Annotated in this window: 14 protein-coding genes; 11 read left to right on the top strand and 3 right to left on the bottom strand. The window is 67.9% G+C overall.

The window, feature by feature from the left end:
• Nucleotides 1-145 precede the first annotated feature (145 nt).
• The 6 genes from ACFFDA_RS06705 to treY all read left to right on the top strand — a co-directional run bounded on the left by ACFFDA_RS06705 (nt 146) and on the right by treY (nt 9,122).
• Nucleotides 146-1,132: a DUF6607 family protein gene (locus ACFFDA_RS06705; protein WP_404477212.1), complete on the top strand. Its 987-nt coding sequence runs from the start codon at nt 146-148 to the stop codon at nt 1,130-1,132.
• A 16-nt stretch (nt 1,133-1,148) separates the two neighbouring features.
• Nucleotides 1,149-1,592 carry a hypothetical protein gene (locus ACFFDA_RS06700; RefSeq protein ID WP_404477210.1) on the top strand — a complete coding sequence of 148 codons (444 nt, stop codon included), beginning with the start codon at nt 1,149-1,151 and terminating at the stop codon, nt 1,590-1,592.
• Nucleotides 1,593-1,598: 6 nt separating this feature from the next.
• Nucleotides 1,599-2,429, top strand: coding sequence for a ferredoxin--NADP reductase (locus tag ACFFDA_RS06695; RefSeq protein WP_404477209.1), 831 nt, complete (start codon nt 1,599-1,601; stop codon nt 2,427-2,429).
• Nucleotides 2,430-3,047: 618 nt separating this feature from the next.
• The gene (gene glgX / locus ACFFDA_RS06690; protein ID WP_404477207.1) at nt 3,048-5,162 is read left to right on the top strand and encodes a glycogen debranching protein GlgX; all 2,115 of its coding nucleotides are present in this window, start codon (nt 3,048-3,050) and stop codon (nt 5,160-5,162) included.
• Between the two features lie 7 nt (nt 5,163-5,169).
• On the top strand, nt 5,170-6,888 hold the full coding sequence (gene treZ, locus ACFFDA_RS06685) for a malto-oligosyltrehalose trehalohydrolase (protein ID WP_404477205.1): 1,719 nt from the start codon (nt 5,170-5,172) through the stop codon (nt 6,886-6,888).
• Between the two features lie 5 nt (nt 6,889-6,893).
• Nucleotides 6,894-9,122: a malto-oligosyltrehalose synthase gene (gene treY / locus ACFFDA_RS06680; protein ID WP_404477203.1), complete on the top strand. Its 2,229-nt coding sequence runs from the start codon at nt 6,894-6,896 to the stop codon at nt 9,120-9,122.
• 259 nt (nt 9,123-9,381) lie between these two features.
• Here treY and ACFFDA_RS06675 read toward each other — a convergent pair whose 3' ends face one another.
• Nucleotides 9,382-9,813 (bottom strand): MarR family winged helix-turn-helix transcriptional regulator, encoded by a 432-nt coding sequence (locus ACFFDA_RS06675; protein WP_404477201.1) that lies wholly within the window; start codon nt 9,811-9,813, stop codon nt 9,382-9,384.
• Between the two features lie 78 nt (nt 9,814-9,891).
• Here ACFFDA_RS06675 and ACFFDA_RS06670 point away from each other — a divergent pair, with 78 nt between their 5' ends.
• Genes ACFFDA_RS06670 through ACFFDA_RS06660 form a run of 3 tightly spaced genes read left to right on the top strand, consistent with a single transcriptional unit; the run spans nt 9,892 to nt 14,101 of the window.
• On the top strand, nt 9,892-11,082 hold the full coding sequence (locus ACFFDA_RS06670) for an HlyD family secretion protein (protein ID WP_404477199.1): 1,191 nt from the start codon (nt 9,892-9,894) through the stop codon (nt 11,080-11,082).
• Complete coding sequence (locus ACFFDA_RS06665) at nt 11,079-12,638, top strand: DHA2 family efflux MFS transporter permease subunit (RefSeq protein ID WP_404477197.1); 1,560 nt, start codon at nt 11,079-11,081, stop codon at nt 12,636-12,638. Before ACFFDA_RS06670 ends, ACFFDA_RS06665 begins: the two co-directional genes overlap by 4 nt.
• An 11-nt stretch (nt 12,639-12,649) precedes the next feature.
• A complete protein-coding gene (locus ACFFDA_RS06660; RefSeq protein ID WP_404477195.1) occupies nt 12,650-14,101 on the top strand; it encodes an efflux transporter outer membrane subunit in 1,452 nt (483 codons plus the stop codon).
• A 102-nt stretch (nt 14,102-14,203) separates the two neighbouring features.
• Here the strand turns inward: ACFFDA_RS06660 and ACFFDA_RS06655 are convergent, their stop codons facing one another.
• Nucleotides 14,204-14,416, bottom strand: coding sequence for a hypothetical protein (locus ACFFDA_RS06655; RefSeq protein WP_404477193.1), 213 nt, complete (start codon nt 14,414-14,416; stop codon nt 14,204-14,206).
• Nucleotides 14,417-14,497: 81 nt separating this feature from the next.
• Between ACFFDA_RS06655 and epsC the strand changes: the two genes are divergently transcribed.
• Nucleotides 14,498-15,502, top strand: a complete 1,005-nt coding sequence (epsC, locus tag ACFFDA_RS06650) for a serine O-acetyltransferase EpsC (RefSeq protein WP_404477191.1) — start codon at nt 14,498-14,500, stop codon at nt 15,500-15,502.
• Nucleotides 15,503-15,623: 121 nt separating this feature from the next.
• On the opposite strand, the gene ACFFDA_RS06645 is transcribed toward epsC, so the two are convergent.
• Nucleotides 15,624-16,199: a hypothetical protein gene (locus tag ACFFDA_RS06645; protein WP_404477190.1), complete on the bottom strand. Its 576-nt coding sequence runs from the start codon at nt 16,197-16,199 to the stop codon at nt 15,624-15,626.
• 296 nt (nt 16,200-16,495) lie between these two features.
• Between ACFFDA_RS06645 and ACFFDA_RS06640 the strand changes: the two genes are divergently transcribed.
• Nucleotides 16,496-17,617, top strand: coding sequence for an NADH:flavin oxidoreductase (locus tag ACFFDA_RS06640; protein ID WP_404477188.1), 1,122 nt, complete (start codon nt 16,496-16,498; stop codon nt 17,615-17,617).
• Nucleotides 17,618-17,654 lie beyond the last annotated feature (37 nt).

Below are 17,654 nucleotides of genomic sequence, written 5' to 3'. Positions count from 1 at the left end.
AATGTATCGACCGTAATCGCCAGAGGCGCCGACAAGGCTTGACGGCCCCGGTCGAGAGGGGCACAGACCATATTTATGCGAATGCCTCGCAATAGCGAGCGATGCGGCGGCCGGTGCGGCCGACGTCACGGGAATGCACAGAGCGATGAACCGTATCACCACACACCTGGGCACCGGCCTGCTCACGCTGGCCATGGCGACCGGCCCGGCGCTCGCGCATCCTCCGATCGCGGCACCGACCGCGGCACCTCGGGCCATCGCCGGCTTCGAGCAGGACCGCGCCGACATCCTCGCCATGGCCGGCACTTTCAAGGTCCGCTTCGACATGCAGGAAGCAACCCGCTGGGACCCGGCCTATACTCCGCTCGCCCCCAAGGTCTCGGGCGGCAACGAAGTGGTCCGGGTGGTCGAGGACCGCGGGCGCAGGATCGTCCTGCAACACTTGCTGGTGGTCGAGCACGAAGGCCAGGCGATGGTCGTCAAGCACTGGCGCCAGGACTGGGAGTACGAGCCCGCCCGCGTCCTCGTCTACGCCGACCGCAACACCTGGAAATGGGAGGACGTCCCCGAGCGCTTGCGCGCGGGCCGCTGGTCGCAGACGGTCTTCCAGGTCGACGATTCCCCGCGCTACGGCGGCTGGGGCCAGTTCGAGACGCAGGGCGGCGTGCGCCGCTGGCGCTCCAACTGGACCTGGCGCCCGCTCGCCCGCCGCGACGCGGTGCGCAATCCTGTCTACGACCGCTACCTCTCGATCAACCGCCACCAGGACACGCCCGACGGCTGGGTCCACTGGCAGGACAACACCAAGCTGGGGCTCAAGGACGGCAAGCTCGTGCCGATCGTGCAGGAATACGTGCTCAACACGTATACCCGCTTCGCCGGGTTCGACGTGAAGGCCGCCGACGACTACTGGGCCGCGACCCGGGACTACTGGGCGCAGGTCCGGGCCGAATGGGCCCGTGTGGCCGATGCCGATGGCGGCATCGCGGTGACCGAGCAGGCCGACACCGGCACGGTCGTCAGCACCCGGCTGATGGACCTCGCCGAGGAGATCAGGGCCGGCAGCACGACGACCGCCGAGGCCGTCGCCGAAGCCCGCAAGCTGATCGCGGCCAACACCCGCAAGCCCTGAGCCGAGGAACGCGCCCGTGTACGACTTCATCGACCGACCCGTCAGCGAACTCGACAACGACGGGCGCTTCCTGCTCTGGGCGATGCGCGGCTGGGGCCATTGCGCCGGCAAGGGCAACTGCCCGGCGCGGTCGCTGGACCGCGCATTCGCCGGTTTCAACGCCGCGACGGTCCTGCCCGACTTCCACTTGGCGATGGCGCTGCTGAGCCGCCGCGCCGCCGAACGCCTGGTGCTGGCGCCCATGGGCTGCGTCCGGATCGCCGAGCACGAAGCCTTGCTGCTTGCACTTTGGCGCGACGTCGGTATAGGGCGCCGCGAGAACGTGCGCGCGACTCTGGAGCACATCGTGCCGGCGGATACGGTCGTCGCGGTCGCGCAGGCCATGTCCCGTGCCCGCGCCGCGATGACGATCGCCGGCTTCGGCATTGCCCTGATAAACCCGCTGAATATCGAGGACTAGACGTTGATGAGCGATGACAAGGCCGAGGCGGCCACCCTGGTTTCCGCTACCCTGGAGCCGACTGCCGCCCTGACCGTTGAAGAAGTGCTCTCGGTCCATCACTGGAACGAGCACCTTTTCAGCTTCAAGATCACGCGTCCCGCCTCGTTCCGCTTCCGCTCGGGCGAGTTCATCATGATCGGGCTCCAGGGCGACAACGGCAAGCCGCTGCTGCGCGCCTATTCGATCGCCAGCCCCTCGTGGGCCGAGGAGATCGAGTTCCTCTCGATCAAGGTCGAGGATGGCCCGCTGACCTCCAAGCTGCAGTTGATCCAGCCGGGCGACCAGATCTACCTCGGCCGCAAGCCGGTCGGCACCCTGGTGACCGACGCGCTGTCGCCGGGCAAGCGCCTGTTCCTGTTCGGCTCGGGCACCGGCCTCGCGCCGTTCCTCTCGCTGATCCGCGATCCCGACGTCTACGAGATGTTCGAGCAGGTCGTGGTGGTCCATTCGGTCCGCACCGTCGCCGACCTCGCCTTCCGCGAGGAACTGGAAAGCCAGCTCGCCGGCGACCCGCTGGTCGAGGACCAGGCGCTGCTGCAGTTGACTTACGTGCCCACCGTCACGCGCGAACCGTTCCACACCACCGGCCGCATCAACACGCTGATCGAGAACGGCCGCCTGTTCGAGGGCCTGCCGGGCGAAGCGCGCCTCGTCCCCGAGACCGACCGCGTCATGCTCTGCGGCTCGATGGCGATGAACAAGGACATTGCCGCCATGCTGGAAGGCCTGGGCTTCCACGAGGGTTCGAACAGCAAGCCGGCCGACTTCGTGATCGAACGCGCCTTCGTCGGCTGACGCATTCCTCCCCGCGCCCGGCGGGGAAGGAACCGGACGGACATGCGTGGGCGCCCGCTGGCGAATGCGGGATAACGCCTGGAAAATCAACGCGATGGCACGAACATCGGGCCGGCGTCGGCGGCGTCCTGGCGGGGCCGCGGGGTTCCGTCATCGCGTGCGAATGGCCGGGTAGCGGCTGGATACAGCCCGGCGCGACCTGCATTCCATCGGAGCCGTCTCGTATGACCGACGTTAGGGCTCGCATCGTTGGCGGTCATGGGACTTCCGGTACACCGCGCCGATGAAAGGGTGCGGCTCCAGAGCCTAGAAGACGGTCCGGGCCTTGAACGGACGCCTGAGCGCGCAAGCTGCGGCTTGAAACCGCGACCCGGCCACCGACGCCGACCCCATACACCGGACAGCCGTGTACTTGGGCTGGCGGATGTCGCGGCGTATAACCTAATTGGTTACAAATGTCAACTCTCGCCGCCCCGGGCCCGACCCGGGACCAGGCGTTCATCGATCGAAGACCGCATCGCAGGACGGGAACGCCTCGCCACCACGCGAGTTAGCGCTTGCAGCATCACGGGAACTGCAGGCGGCTCGCTGCCGGCTCCGTGCATGAGGAGCATCACGATGTCGCAGGGGTCCGCCAGCTTTTCCTTCGCCAAGCCCGAACGGCTCATCCATGAACTGGGCGCGGAATTCACCGGCCAAGGTACGCATTTCGGGGTCTTTTCCGAAAATGCCGAGGCCATCGAACTGTGCCTGTTCAGCGACGACGGCGTCGAGGAAGTCTCGCGCATGGAACTGCCCTCGCGAGAGGGGTCGGTGTTCACCGGCTACGTGCCCGGCATCAAGCCCGGCCAGCTCTACGGCTTCCGCGCCCATGGTGCCTACGAGCCCGCACAGGGCCACCGCTTCAATCCCAACAAACTGCTGCTCGACCCTTATGCCCGCGAAGTATCGGGCGCGGTGCGCTGGGACGACGCGCTGTGGGGATACGACCTGGCGACGCAGGACGACCTGACCTTCGACACCCGCGATTCCGCGCCTTTCATGGTCAAGAGCGTGGTCCAGGACCCCGACTTCGACTGGGAGAACGACCAGACCCTCGCCCGCCCCTGGACCGAAACCGTGGTCTACGAGGCCCATGTGCGCGGGCTCACCATGCTCCATCCCGACGTTCCCGAGGCGCTGCGCGGCACGTACGAGGGCATGGCGAGCGACCCGATCCTGCATCACCTGCGCAAGCTGGGCGTGACCGCGATCGAGCTGCTGCCCTGCCAGTTCTTCCTCGACGACCGGATGCTGCTCGACAAGGGCCTGTCGAACTACTGGGGCTACCAGACGCTCGGCTTCTTCGCCCCCGAACCGCGCTTCCTGCGCAGCGGCGACGTCGCGCCCCGGGCGATCAAGCAGTTCAAGGACATGGTGAAGCGGTTCCACAAGGCGGGGATCGAGGTCATCATGGACGTGGTCTACAACCACACCGCCGAAGGCTCGGAAAAAGGCCCGACGCTGTGCTTCCGGGGCCTCGACAACGCCAGCTACTATCTGCTGTCCCCCGAGAACGCGCGCCACAGCTTCGACACCACCGGCACCGGAAACACGCTGGCGGTGGCGCATCCGATGGTCATGCGCATGGTGCTCGACAGCTTGCGCTACTGGGTCCAGGTCATGCACGTCGACGGCTTCCGCTTCGACCTCGCCTCGACGCTGGGCCGCGAGGCGGAAGGCTTCGACCGCGAGGGCGGCTTCTTCGACGCGATCCGCCAGGACCCGATCCTGGGCGGGGTCAAGCTGATCGCCGAGCCCTGGGACGTGGGCCTGGGCGGCTATCAGGTCGGCGGCTTCCCCCACCCCTTCCGCGAATGGAACGACAAGTTCCGCGACACCACGCGCGCCTTCTGGAGGGGCGACGAGGGCCAGGTCGGCGACATCGCCCAGCACCTGATCGGCTCGCCGGTGCAGTTCAACCATTCCGACCGGGGCGCGACCGCATCGATCAACTTCCTCGCCGCGCACGACGGGTTCACGCTGATGGACACCGTCTCGTACAACGACCGTCACAACGAGGCGAACGGCGAAGGCGGCGCCGACGGGCACGACAACAACATCTCCGACGACATGGGCGCCGAGGGCCCGACCGAGGACGAGGGCATCAATGCCGCCCGCGCCCGCCGTCGCCGCGCGATGATGGCGACGCTGCTGGTCAGCCAGGGCGTGCCGATGATCCTCTCGGGCGACGAGATCGGCAACAGCCAGCAAGGCAACAACAACGTCTACTGCCAGGACAACGAACTGGGCTGGGTCGACTGGCGCGCGAGGGACGACGACTTCCTCGACTTCTGCACGAACATGATCGCCCTGCGCCACCAGTTCCCGGTGCTCAGCCAGGAGAACTTCCTGCGCGGCGACGCCAGCGACAACGAGCGCGTCGAGATCGCGTGGTTCCAGCCCGACGGCCGGCCCATGGACGCCGAGCTATGGGAACAGCCCGGCCTCAAGGTGCTGGGCATGATGGTCGACTACTCCGCGAGGGAGGTGTTCCTCGACGGCGGGCGGCCGCTGTTCGCGGTGGTCAACGCCGGCGACGGGCTCGACTTCACCCTGCCCAGCGGCAACGGCGCCGACCGTTGGGTGCGCGTGCTCGACACCGCCCGCGACGATCCCTTCACTTCCGAGCCGATCACCGGCGAAGCGGCAGCGATCTCGCCGGCCAGCCTCTGCCTGTTCCGCCCGGTCTGAGGGCTCCATGGTACACGGGAAATGGGGCGCCCGTCCGATCGGCGCCGACCGCTGGGACTTCGGCCTCTGGGCACCGGATGCAAGCGACGTGGCGGTCGATCTGGCCGGCGCGGCACGGCCGGCGCAAGCGGCGGGCGACGGCTGGTGGCAGCTCGAGACCGAAGCGGCGGCCGGTGATGCCTACCGCTGGCTGATCGATGGCGCCGCCTACCCCGACCCGGCTGCCCGCGCCCAGGTCGGGGACGTCCATGGCCCCTCGCGCCTCGTCGACCCATCGACGTTCGCATGGCAGGCGCAGTGGGCCGGCCGGCCGTGGCACGAGGCGGTCGTCTACGAACTGCACCTGGGCACCTTCACGGACGAAGGCACGCTCGCCGCCGCCCGCGGCCAGCTGGTGCGCCTGTGCGAACTGGGCGTGACGATGATCGAGCTGATGCCGCTCGCCCAGTTCGACGGCGAGCGCGGCTGGGGCTACGACGGCGTGCTGCCTTATGCGCCGCACCCGGCCTACGGCACGCCCGACGACCTGCGGGCTTTCGTGGATGCCGCGCATGGTCTCGGCATGGGCGTGCTGCTGGACGTCGTCTACAACCACTTCGGTCCCTCGGGAAACTACCTGGGCGCCTGGAACGAGGCCTTCTTCCACGTCGACCGCACCTCGCTCTGGGGCCAGGGCATCGCCTTCGAGACCCCGGCAGTGCGCGAGTTCTTCCTCGCCAACGCCGTGTACTGGCTGGAGGAATACCGCTTCGACGGCCTGCGCCTCGATGCCGTCCATGCCATCGAGGACCGCTCGGGCCGCCATTTCCTCGACGAACTGGGCGATCGTGTCCGCGGCCTCGAATGGGACCGCCAGATCCACCTCGTCACCGAGGACGAGCGCAACCTGGCCCGTTACTTCACCGCTCGAGCCCCGTTCGACGCCACCTGGAACGACGACTGGCACCATGCCGTCCACTGCCTGCTGACCGGCGAGGACGAAAGCTACTACGCCCCCTTCGCGGTCGATCCCGTCGGCGACATGGCCACCGCCCTCGCCGATGGCTACGTCGAGCAGGGCCAGCCCCGCCCGGCCGGAACGCTGCGCGGCGAACGCTCGGGCCATCTCCCCCGGACCGCCTTTGTCAACTTCACCGGCAACCACGACCAGGTCGGCAACCGCGCCCGGGGCGAACGCCTGCACCAGCTCGCGCCCGACCGCCACGCCATCCGCGTCGTCACCGCGCTCACCCTGCTCTCGCCCTTCGTGCCGATGCTGTTCATGGGCGACGAGTTCCTCACCGATGCGCCGTTCCAGTTCTTCGCCGACTTTTCGGGCGATCTCGCCGAAGCGGTGCGCAAGGGCCGCGCGGCGGAGTTCGCGGGCTTCAGCTCATTTAGCGGCGAAGTGCCGGACCCGATCGCGCGCGAAACCTTCCTCGCCTCGAAGATCCGCGCGCCCGACCGGCCCGAACAGCGCGCCCACGAGCAGTTCGTCCACGGGTTGCTGACCTTGCGCGCCAGCCACGTCGTCCCCCTGATCGCCCGCAACCCGAACCCGGTCGCGACGGTGCGGCGGGAGGGTGCGACGATCGAGGCGCGCTGGTCTTTCGAGCCCGGTACGCTGCACGTGCGCGCCTGCCTGGGCGGCCCCGCCGGCCACTTCGAGCCGCTTGCCGGACCGATCCTGCAGCTTGCCGCCGCATCCAGCCCTTTCGCGTTCTCGGCCGCCGTTACCCCGGAGTGACCTCGATGCCGCAAGCCGCCACGCCCGTCGCCACCTACCGCCTGCAATTGCGCGAGGGTGTCGACCTCGACCGCGCGCGGGCGCTGCTGCCGTGGCTGGGCCGACTGGGCGTCAGCCACCTCTACCTCGCCCCGCCCTTCCACGCCGCGAGCGGGTCGACCCACGGCTACGACGTGATCGACCCGACCTGCATCGACCCGGTACTCGGCGGCGAGGCGGCCTTCCGGCGGCTGAGCGAGGCGGCGCAGCTCTGCGGCATCGGCATCGTCGTCGACATCGTGCCCAACCACATGGCCTTCACGCCCGAGAACCCGTTCCTCGCCGACGTGCTGCGCCACGGGCGCGACAGTCGCCATGCCGCCGTGTTCGACATCGACTGGGAGAGGGGCCCGATCCACTTCCCGGTGCTCGACGGCACTCCTGCCCAGTTGCTGGCGGACGGCCAGATCGCGCTCGCCGGTGACCCCGCAGACCCGCGCCTGCGCGTCTACGACCGCACGTATCCGCTGCGCCCGAGCGACCTCGCCACCGACCTGGCGGCCGCCGGCGGGCCGCTCGATGCGCGGACTCTCGATGCCCTGCTCGGCGAACAGCACTGGTCGCTGGGGCACTGGCGCACCAGTGCGGACCGGATCGTCCACCGCCGCTTCTTCAACATCACCGACCTGATCGGCGTGCGGCAGGAAGACCCGGAGGTCTTCGCGCTCACCCATCGCTGGATCATCGAGCAGGTCGCGGCCGGACGCGTGCAGGGCCTGCGCGTGGACCACATCGACGGCCTCGCCCGTCCGGGCGGCTACCTGCATCAGTTGCGCGAGGCGGTCGGCGACATTCCGGTCTGGATCGAGAAGATCGTCAAGCCCGCCGAGACCATTCCGGCATCCTGGCCGATCGAAGGGATGAGCGGCTACGAGTTCATGGGCCCCCTCACCCGCCTCCTCACCGACCCGCAGGGCCTTGCCGCGATGCGCGAGGCGGCGGCGGGCGCGGTGCCTTCGTCCACGGCGCAGGAAGTGCGCAAGGTTCGCCGGGAACTGCTGGACGAGGTCTTCGCTCCGGAACTGCGCCGGGTCACCGACGCGGCCATGACCGCGCTCGCCGCCGACGAGGGCGCGCGGCCCGCGTTGGCCGAGGCGATCGCCCGGCTGGCGATGGCCTGGCCGGTGTACCGCTCCTATGCCGCCGACCTGTGCCCGTTGTCCGCCCTGGTGGCCGATGCCGTGGGCGAAGCTGGCCCGGGCTCGGCGCTGGGCCTGCTGCGCGCGCCCGACGATCCGCTCGCCCGCACCTTCGCGGCACGCTTCGAACAACTGACCGGCGCACTCACCGCCAAGTCCGAGGAAGACACCGTGTTCTTCCGCAGCGTCGCCTTCCTGCCCTTGTGCGAAGTCGGCTCCGAGCCCGACCTCGACGCGATCGACCCCGAACGTTTCGCCGCAGCCATGGCCGCGCGCGCCGACGAGACGCCGCTGGCGCTCACCGCGCTGTCCACGCACGATACCAAGCGCTCGGCGGACGCGCGCGCGGTGCTCATCGCGCTCAGCCATTTCCCGCAGCTTGCGCAAGGCCTGTACCGGACGGCACGGGAACGGGCCCGTGACGCCGGGCTGCCGGAGCGCTGGGGCATCTACGCGGTTCAGACGGCCCTGATGCTGCGTGGCCAGTCCGGCGCGGACAAGCGGATCGCCGCCCACATCGGCAAGGCCATGCGCGAGGCCAAGGACCTCTCCCGCCACGAGGCGCCGGACGAGGCGATCGAAGCCCGGGTCGCCGCCCTTGCCTCCACCCTCCATCGCGAGATCGCCGAAGGGACGGCGATGGCCGCTCCCGTCGCCGCTGCATTCGACGCGGCCACGGAGACGATCGTGCTCGCCCAGGTCGCCCTGCAACTCACTGCGCCGGGCGTCCCCGACATCTACCAGGGCACCGAAGGCCTCGCGCCCGCGCTCACCGACCCGGACAACCGCCGCCCGGTGGACTGGCCGGCGCTCGAGGCGATGGGCGGCAGCGATGCCGGTTTGTCCGTGCGCAAACTGGCCTTGACCCGCAGGTTGCTGGCCTGCCGCCAGGCGGCGCCCGCGCTATGGGCGCGCGGCAGCTATCGCCTGGTCGCAAGGGACGGGGCGCTGATGGTCGAGCGCGAATGGCGGGGCGAGACGTCTTCTTGGGAGATACCGCTGGTCAGCCATAGTCTGGAGCGGCAGCTTTCGGAGCATGGCGATACCCCGCGCTGAACCGTCTCCCGGACTTGCATCGGGGCGACGACGGCGCGGGGTCTCCGTCAAGGATCGTCCGCTCTAGCCGAGCAGCGCGTAGACACTGCCTGTGAGGACCAGCGATGAAAGACTGCAAAGGCACAGCAACCCGAAGCTGCAGTCGCAAAAGCTGGGATGTATCCTCTCCATACTACCTCTCCTTGAGGGTCTGCCCGGTTTTGCGGTGCAGATGACAGCGAGGCTACTTGTACCACGAAGTATAGGCCGAGGAAAAGCCTCAGGCAGCAAGATCGCACTGCAGCAATTTACGAACGGTCTGATGCAGGTGCTCGGCTTCCCGATCGCCGAGGACCGCGAAGATTTCCTGGACCAGGCGGCGCCGCAAGGGCTCCGTCACGGCGATCGCAGCTTCGCCCGCCGGGGTTATCTCGAGGCGCTTGGCACGGCGATCCTCGGGGTCCGGACGGCGTACGACGAGGCCTTCGCGTTCGAGCCCGTCGACGGCCTCGGTCACGGTTCGTGGCGTGATTCCAAACCTGTCGGCGATATCCGCCGCCCGCAGCGTGCCACCTTCGGACTGGATCACGATGAGCATCTTGGTCCGTGCGAGCGACGCGCCCTGCTCGCTCATGGCGCGGTCGAAACGCCGCCGCAGCATGGAATAGAGCCGCCCCAGGTCCGTCAGCAGATCTTCGTCGGAGGATTTCATGAGGACCCTCACTAAATGGTATTGCGCTATGTTGCAACAGCGAGCATAGGCATCGCGTAAGCGATTTTGAGTGAATCCATGAACGACAGCATCGACACGCCGGCCCACGCGGCCGCTACTGATTCGACCGAAAGCCCCGTAAACTCCTCCAAGAAGACACGTAACCGGCTGATCCTCATGGCGGCCGCCGCCGTGATCGTCGTCGGGGGCGGCCTGTGGGGCGTGCGCTACATGTCGTTCGGCCGGTTCCAGGAAGAGACCGACGACGCCTTCATCCAGTCCGATGCGATCACCGTGGCGCCGAAGATTTCCGGCTATGTCGACAAGGTGTTCGTTTCGGAGAACCAGGCGGTGAAGGCCGGCGCCCCGCTGGTGCTGATCGACCCGCGCGATTATCGCGCCCAGGCCTCGCAGTCGCAAGCGCAGATCGATGTGGCGAAAGCCAACGTCTCTGGCGTCGTGGCGCAGATCGACGAGCAGTCCGCCTCGATCGACCAGGCGCGCGCGCAGCTTGCCGCCGCTCAGGCCGAGGCCGACCACGCGGCGCGCGAAGTGGCACGCTACCGGCCGCTCGCGGCGACCGGGGCCGAAACGCGCCAGCAGCTCGCACAGCTCGAGAACGAGGCGACCCAGGCCCGGGCCAAGACGGCGGAGGCAAGGGCCGCGCTTTCCAGCGCGCAGAAGCGCGTCGCCACCCTCCAGGCGCAGAAGCGCCAGGCCGAAGCCCAGGGCGAAGCGGCCCGCGCCCAGTTCGCCGCCGCCAACACCGATGTCGAGGCGACGATCCTGCGCGCGACGGCCGATGGCCGCATCGGCAGCAAGAGCGTGCGCCAGGGGCAGTTCGTCCAGGCGTCGACACGCCTCATGTCGCTGGTGCCCGACCGCAGCCTCTACGTCACCGCGAACTTCAAGGAGACCCAACTCGGCCTGATGCGGGTCGGGCAGCCGGTCTCGGTCGAAGTCGACGCGCTTCCCGGCGTGGAACTGCGCGGCGTCATCGAGAGCATCGCGCCCGGCACCGGCGCGCAGTTCTCGATCCTGCCTCCGCAGAACGCGACCGGCAACTTCACCAAGATCGTGCAGCGCATTCCCGTGCGCATCGCCATCAACGCGGGGCCCGAGACGCGCAAGCTGCTGGTCCCCGGCATGTCCGTCGAAGCCAGTGTCGACACGCGTTCCGCCCGTGGCAGCGAGGATCGCATCCGCAAGGAGCAGGAGCGGCACAACGAGCGAACCGCCGGCCAGGCCGGCGACCGGGCCGGAAGATGAGCACGTCGAAGGGTTCGGGCGCGGATCCGGCCGCGCCGCAACGGGCCGACGCCAGCGCCTGGCTCGCCGTCGCCGCCGGCAGTCTCGGCGCGATGATGGCCACGCTGGACATTTCGATCGTCAACTCCGCGCTGCCCACGATCCAGGGCGAGATCGGCGCCAGTGGCACCGAGGGCACCTGGATTTCCACGGCCTACCTCGTCGCCGAGATCGTCATCATCCCGCTGTCCGCCTGGCTCGAGCGGATGCTCGGGCTGCGCACGTTCCTGCTGGGCGCGGCGATCCTGTTCACGATCTTCTCGATGGTCTGCGGGGTATCGACCAACCTGACGATGATGGTGATCGGCCGCGTCGGTCAGGGCTTCACGGGCGGGGCCCTGATCCCCACCGCGATGACGATCATCGCCACCCGCCTGCCCCGGTCCCAGCAACCGATCGGCAATGCGATCTTCGGCGTCACCGCGATCCTTGGGCCGCTGCTCGGCCCGCTGATCGGTGGGTGGCTTACCGAGAACATCAGCTGGCACTACGCCTTCTTCCTCAACCTGCCGGTCGGCATCCTGCTGGTCACCCTGCTGCTGACGACGATGCCGCACGCCAGGCCGCAATGGCGCGAGCTGCGGCAGGCCGACTGGTTCGGCATCGCCGGCATGGCGCTGGGCCTGGGCGGGCTCACGATCGTGCTCGAGGAAGGCCAGCGAGAGCAATGGTTCCAGAGCCGGGTCATCGTCGAGATGGCGATCGTCACCGCCATCGGTTTCGTCCTGCTGTTCGCCGGGCAGGTCTACGCCAAGCGCCCGGTCATCAAGCTGAGCCTGCTGCTCGACCGCCAGTTCGGATCGGTCGCGGTGATGGGCCTGGTGATCGGCATGATGCTGTACGGGTCCGCCTACGTGATTCCGCAGTTCCTCGCTGCCATCGCCGACTACAACGCGCTGCAATCGGGCAAGATCGTGCTGATTTCCGGCATTCCCAGCATGATCCTGATGCCGTTCACCCCGTTCATGATCCGCAACATCGACATCCGCATCGCGGTCGGCCTCGGGCTGGCCGCCATGGCCACGAGCTGCCTGATCGACACCGTGCTGACCGCCCAGGCGGTAGGCCACGACTTCGTGGACTCCCAACTCCTGCGCGGCGTCGGTACGATCATGGGGTTCCTGTTCCTCAACCAGGCGGCGATCGCATCGGTGCCGCGCGAGGATGCAGGCGACGCCGCCGGACTGTTCAATGCCGTGCGCAACCTCGGCGGGTCGCTGGCGCTGGCCGGCATCGCCACCGTCCAGGACCAGAGGACCTGGTTCCACAGCCGACGCCTGGAGGAATCGCTGAGCGCCAATTCGGTCGGCGTGCAGGACTATCTGTCTACCCTCGGCAAGTCGCTCGGCGGCCCGGACGCGGCCCTGCGCACGCTCTCCGGCACCATCCAGCGCGAGGCGCTGGTGATGACCTTCAACGACATCTTCTGGATACTCGGAGTGGGCATCCTCGCCGTCCTCCCGCTCGTCCTGTTCCTGCGACCCCTCCCCAAGGGCCAATCGGTCGCAATGCACTGAGGCTGAATTCGATGCGTTTCCCGATCCTCACCCTGCCGCTCTTCTGCCTGGCGGCCTGCACGGCCGGACCCGATTACCAGGGGCCGGCCGCCGCCGGTGCTACCCCGCCGCCCGGCCGTTTCGCACGAGCGGTGCCCGATGCCGGCACCGAGGCGCCTGCCGTCGCCGCCTGGTGGAAGGCACTTGGCGACCCGGTGCTCGACGGCCTCGAGGAGCAGGCCTTGGCCGCCAACCCCGACATCGCCATCGCCCGGGCCCGCGTCCGGCAGGCCCGCGCCTCGGTGCGGTCCGAGCGCGCCAATGCCGCGCCCAAAGCCAATGCCTCGGCGCTCTACCTCCATGCGACCGTCCCGGGCGTGAACCTCGGCAATTCCGAGGATAGCGGCGCAAGTGACGGAGATAGCGGCGATTCCGACAGCCAGTCGCTCAACTTCTACAACCTGGGCTTCGATGCGAGCTGGGAAGTGGACTTGTGGGGCGGCAAGCGCCGCGGGGTCGAGGCCGCACGCGCGCAGCTCGACGCCGCCGAGGCCAATACCGCCGATGCCCAGGTCGGCCTGACCGCCGAAGTCGCCCAGGCCTACGTCAACTTGCGCGACCGCCAGCAGCGCCTCGTCCTTGCCCGAGATGCAGCCGGGCGGCAGCGCGAACTGCTCACGCTGACCGCGCAGCGCCGGACTCAGGGCACGGCCTCCGAGCTCGACGTGGAGCAGCAGCGCGACAGGCTCGAACAGAGCGAAGCCGCGCTCCTGCCCCTCGAAGCGGAGCGCGACGCCTATCTCAACGCGCTCGCCACGCTGGTCGGCCAGGCGCCGGGCACGCTCGACACGACGCTCGCGGTGCCTGCCGCGGTCCCGCTGCCCCCGGCCCAAGTCGCCATCGGCGATCCCGCCGCCCTGCTCCAGCGCCGACCCGACGTGCGCGCGGCGGAGCGGCAATATGCCGCCGCCACCGCGAAGATCGGCGTCGCGCAGGCCGCCCGCTTCCCGAGCCTCAGCTTCATGGGCCTGATCGGGATCGGCGGCACTCACCCCGAGGACATGTTCGACCCCGGCAATCTCGCGGCGATCGCGGTCCCGCGCCTGAGCTGGAGCTTCCTCGACTTCGGCCGCAATGCCGCCAACGTCGAACGCGCGCGCGGCACGCAGGACGAGGCGGCGGCGCAGTATCGCGGTTCGGTGCTCAAGGCGCTCCAGGACTGCGAGGACGCCCTTTCACGCTACGGCGCGCAACGCCAGACCGCGCAAAGCGCCGGACGTTCGCTGGCGACCGCCGATCGCAGTGCGAAACTGGTCCGCCAGCGCTTCGATGCAGGGGTCGCCACGCGTATCCAGCTTCTCGATGCCGAACGCCAGACCATCGCTGCAGCGCAATCGGTGTCGCAGGCGAACGCCGCGATGACGGCGGATTTCATCGCCTTGCAGAAGGCGCTGGGACTTGGATGGCAGCCCGTGGAGCGTTGAAATACGCGCCTCGCCGATGGACCGGGTTGCCTGCGGGGAAATTACACTTGCAGAATCTGCACTTGTGCTGCACTGCGGCATCCGTCAAAAGGGACGGGCCTTTCAGGCATCCTCTCCCAAAACTTTCAAAGCCGGTCCTCGTGGCCGGCTTTTCTTTTGCCATCCGCCCGGCCCCGAGGCCAGGGCGCGCCTATTGCCTTGTGGCAACCCGGCGCATCCGGCCCGGACCGCGAACCGGGCTGGAATGCAAATGTCCTCTTTCGAGCGCATCAGGTTTTCTTTGCCCCGCAAGTCCGCGCCGTTCTTGACGGTCATTCTCTATCATTTAAGTGGACAAATAGTGGAGCGCGGACCGACTGCCGGCGATCCCGCGTGGGGACATGAGGATCGCACCAGATGAACAGCCAGCCCGACAGCGCGAACCCGCCGGTTCACGACGGCGCTCCCGCCGCGGATACCCATGGCGGGGACGCCCTCGATTTCTGGGACGTGAAGTCCGTCGTCCAGGAACTCGCCGACATCCGGCGCAACTGGCGCGACCTCAATACCCACCACGCCGAGTACGGGGTCGAAAGCTTTCCATCGCGCCTGCGCCTGTCCAAGGTGACCGACGAATTGTGCGGTGCGCTGTTTCCCCTGCGCCTCGGCCCCGATTTCGTGCGCCTGCACAACGAGGACACGTTCGTCACCCAGACCCTGCAGATCGCGCTCAGCCGGCTCCACGCCCAGTTGCGGCTCGAGCTGACGTACGCGTCCGGCGCTGGAGACCGGCACGAGGTGGATGCCGATGCGAGCCGGATCGTGCTGTCGCTGTCGCGGCAGTTGCCCGACATCCGCCGGCTGCTCGACATCGACATCGAGGCCGCGTTCCGGGGCGATCCCTCCGCGCGCAGCCTCGACGAAGTGCTGATCTGCTATCCGGGCCTGCTCGCGATCATCCACCACCGTCTCGCCCACGCGCTGCACCTCGCCGGGGCGCCGCTGGTCGCGCGGATCATTTCGGAGATTTCGCATAGCCGCACCGGCATCGACATCCATCCCGGCGCGCAGATCGGCCAGGGCTTCTTCATCGACCACGGCACCGGCGTCGTCATCGGCGAGACCGCGATCATCGGCGACAACGTGCGCATCTACCAGGGCGTCACGCTGGGCGCGAAGAACTTCCCGCTGGGCCCCACCGGAGCACTGGTCAAGTCGCTGCCCCGCCACCCCGTGATCGAGAACAGCGTGGTCATCTACGCCGGCGCCACGATCCTGGGCCGCGTCACCATCGGCGCCGGGTCAGAGATCGGCGGCAACGTGTGGCTGACCCACGACGTCCCGGCCTTCAGCCGGGTCTACCAGGCTCGCGAGCAGAACCTCGTGATCCGCCCGAACGGCGAGTCCTCGAGGGAAAACTAGCCCGCGGAGACAAGTTCGAGGTTCGCGGCATGACCGGGTGGGGTAATCAGCCGACATGACCGTTTTCGAGTAGGGCGGCGGCGCAACCGAACGTCCAGAGTCGGCGGTGGTTTGCGCAGGTCTATCGCTCAGTGGCCACTGCCGCGTTCCCTATAACGCCAAAGCTAAAACGGTCTCTCATCGAAGCGAACATCGCGATGCTTAAAAGGTCCGAGTACTCCGCCAGAAAGTCTTTTGGCAGATTATCCTTACGCGGCGGATCAAATACAATTCCATCGCCTTCTGCCCGAAGGGCTGTTCCGGGCACCATTCCTGCATGAGTTTCCAGCGCCCTCGCATACTCAGCCAACGACGGGAAATCTTTGCGCTCGGGAAGGCCCTGCAACAACTTCTTTTTTCGAATCTCTCCTTCAAGTTGTTTGAGCATTTTCGGTCTGGCGGCCTCTGAAGCGTAGTTGTCGTACGCAGCATACATATCGTGGTCCTCGAACCTCACGATCTCATGCCCGACGGCATCCCTGATACATCCAAAATGATCTGCCGTAGCGTTCGCGGCAGGTTGAATGATCACTTCAATGCTTTGAAGTTCTTCTTCGTATTTGACCGAAAAACCCGCGCCGACCAGCCCACATCCAATCAATTTTTGCTCAATTATCCGTTCTTCAGACATCGGGATCGAGGGCGGCAAAGCCATCATAAGGTTTCCTCAATAGACCAACAGTGAATATGCAATGCCAAGATTATGAAGCTACAAAACTATCGATGCAACGTCCGCAACGGCCGCTTCCGGCCTGTCCGTCGTTCGCCTTGGCGGTGGTTGCGCGACCGGCTCCACTTCTCCCCATCGCGTCGCGACCGGCAGGATCGCCGAACGACAGCCATGGCCCGATGCGGATTGCGCTGCAAGCGGACGGAATCCTGACCCTCCCCTCATTGAACTGGTGGCCGGCGGGCATACCTAACGGGTTCCCGCTCCCACGGAGATTCCCCCCGATGACTGCATCTGCAAGCGATATCCTGTTCCGCCCCTTCCGCATCGGCTCGCTCGAGCTGGCCAACCGCATTGTCATGGCGCCGATGACCCGCTCGTTCGCGCCCGGGGGCGTGCCCGGCGACGCCAACGCGGCCTATTACCGGCGGCGGGCCGAGGGCGGGGTCGGCCTGATCCTGTCGGAAGGCACCGTCGTCGACCGCCCCGCCTCGCGCAACGACCCGGCCATTCCCTTCTTCCACGGCGAGGCCGCGCTCGCCGGCTGGCAGGGCGTGATCGATGCCGTGCACGGTGCCGGTGGCCGGATGGGGCCGCAATTGTGGCATACCGGCGCGGTCCAGAGCTTCCAGAGCGACTGGGTGCCGGGCGCTCCGGTCGAAAGCCCCTCAGGCCTCGATGCGCCGGGCGTCGCGCGCGGCGTGGCCATGGACGAGGCGGCGATCGCCGACACCATCGCCGCCTTCGCCAAGGCGGCCGCCGACGCCAAGCGCCTGGGCTTCGACACGGTGGAGCTGCACGGGGCGCACGGCTATCTCATTGACCAGTTCTTCTGGGCCGGCACCAACTTGCGCACCGACCGCTACGGCGGCGCCACGATCCGCGAACGGTCGCGCTTCGCGGCCGAGATCGTCGCGGCGGTACGGGCGGCGGTCGGCCCCGGTTTCCCGATCATCCTGCGCGTCAGCCAGTGGAAGCAGCAGGACTATGCGGCGCGCCTCGCCGAAACGCCGGAGCTGATGGCCGACTGGCTGCAGCCGCTGGTCGATGCCGGCGTGGACGTCCTGCACTGCTCGCAGCGGCGGTTCTGGGAGCCGGAGTTCCCGGAGATCGACGGAGAGAACGGCCTCAACTTCGCCGGCTGGGCCAAGAAGCTGACGGGCGCCGCGACGATCAGTGTCGGCTCGGTCGGCCTGTCGGGCGATTTCATGGCCGCGTTCGGGGGCGAAAGCTCGACGACGGTGGGCCTCGACAGCCTGCTCGACCGCATGGCGCGCGACGAGTTCGACCTCGTCGCCGTGGGCCGCGCGCTCATCAGCGACCCGCAGTGGGTGGCCAAGGTCCGCAAGGGCGACAGTGCCGACCTCAAGGGCTTCGACGCCTCCGCGCTCGCCGAACTGGTCTAGCCGCGATGCGACCAGGGGAACCGGCGGACCGGCTCCC

The sequence above is a fragment of the Novosphingobium sp. BL-52-GroH genome (assembly GCF_044813085.1).
Lineage (GTDB): Bacteria > Pseudomonadota > Alphaproteobacteria > Sphingomonadales > Sphingomonadaceae > Novosphingobium.
Note: the sequence above shows the minus strand (reverse complement) of the source record. Positions and strands in the feature narration are given on the sequence as shown.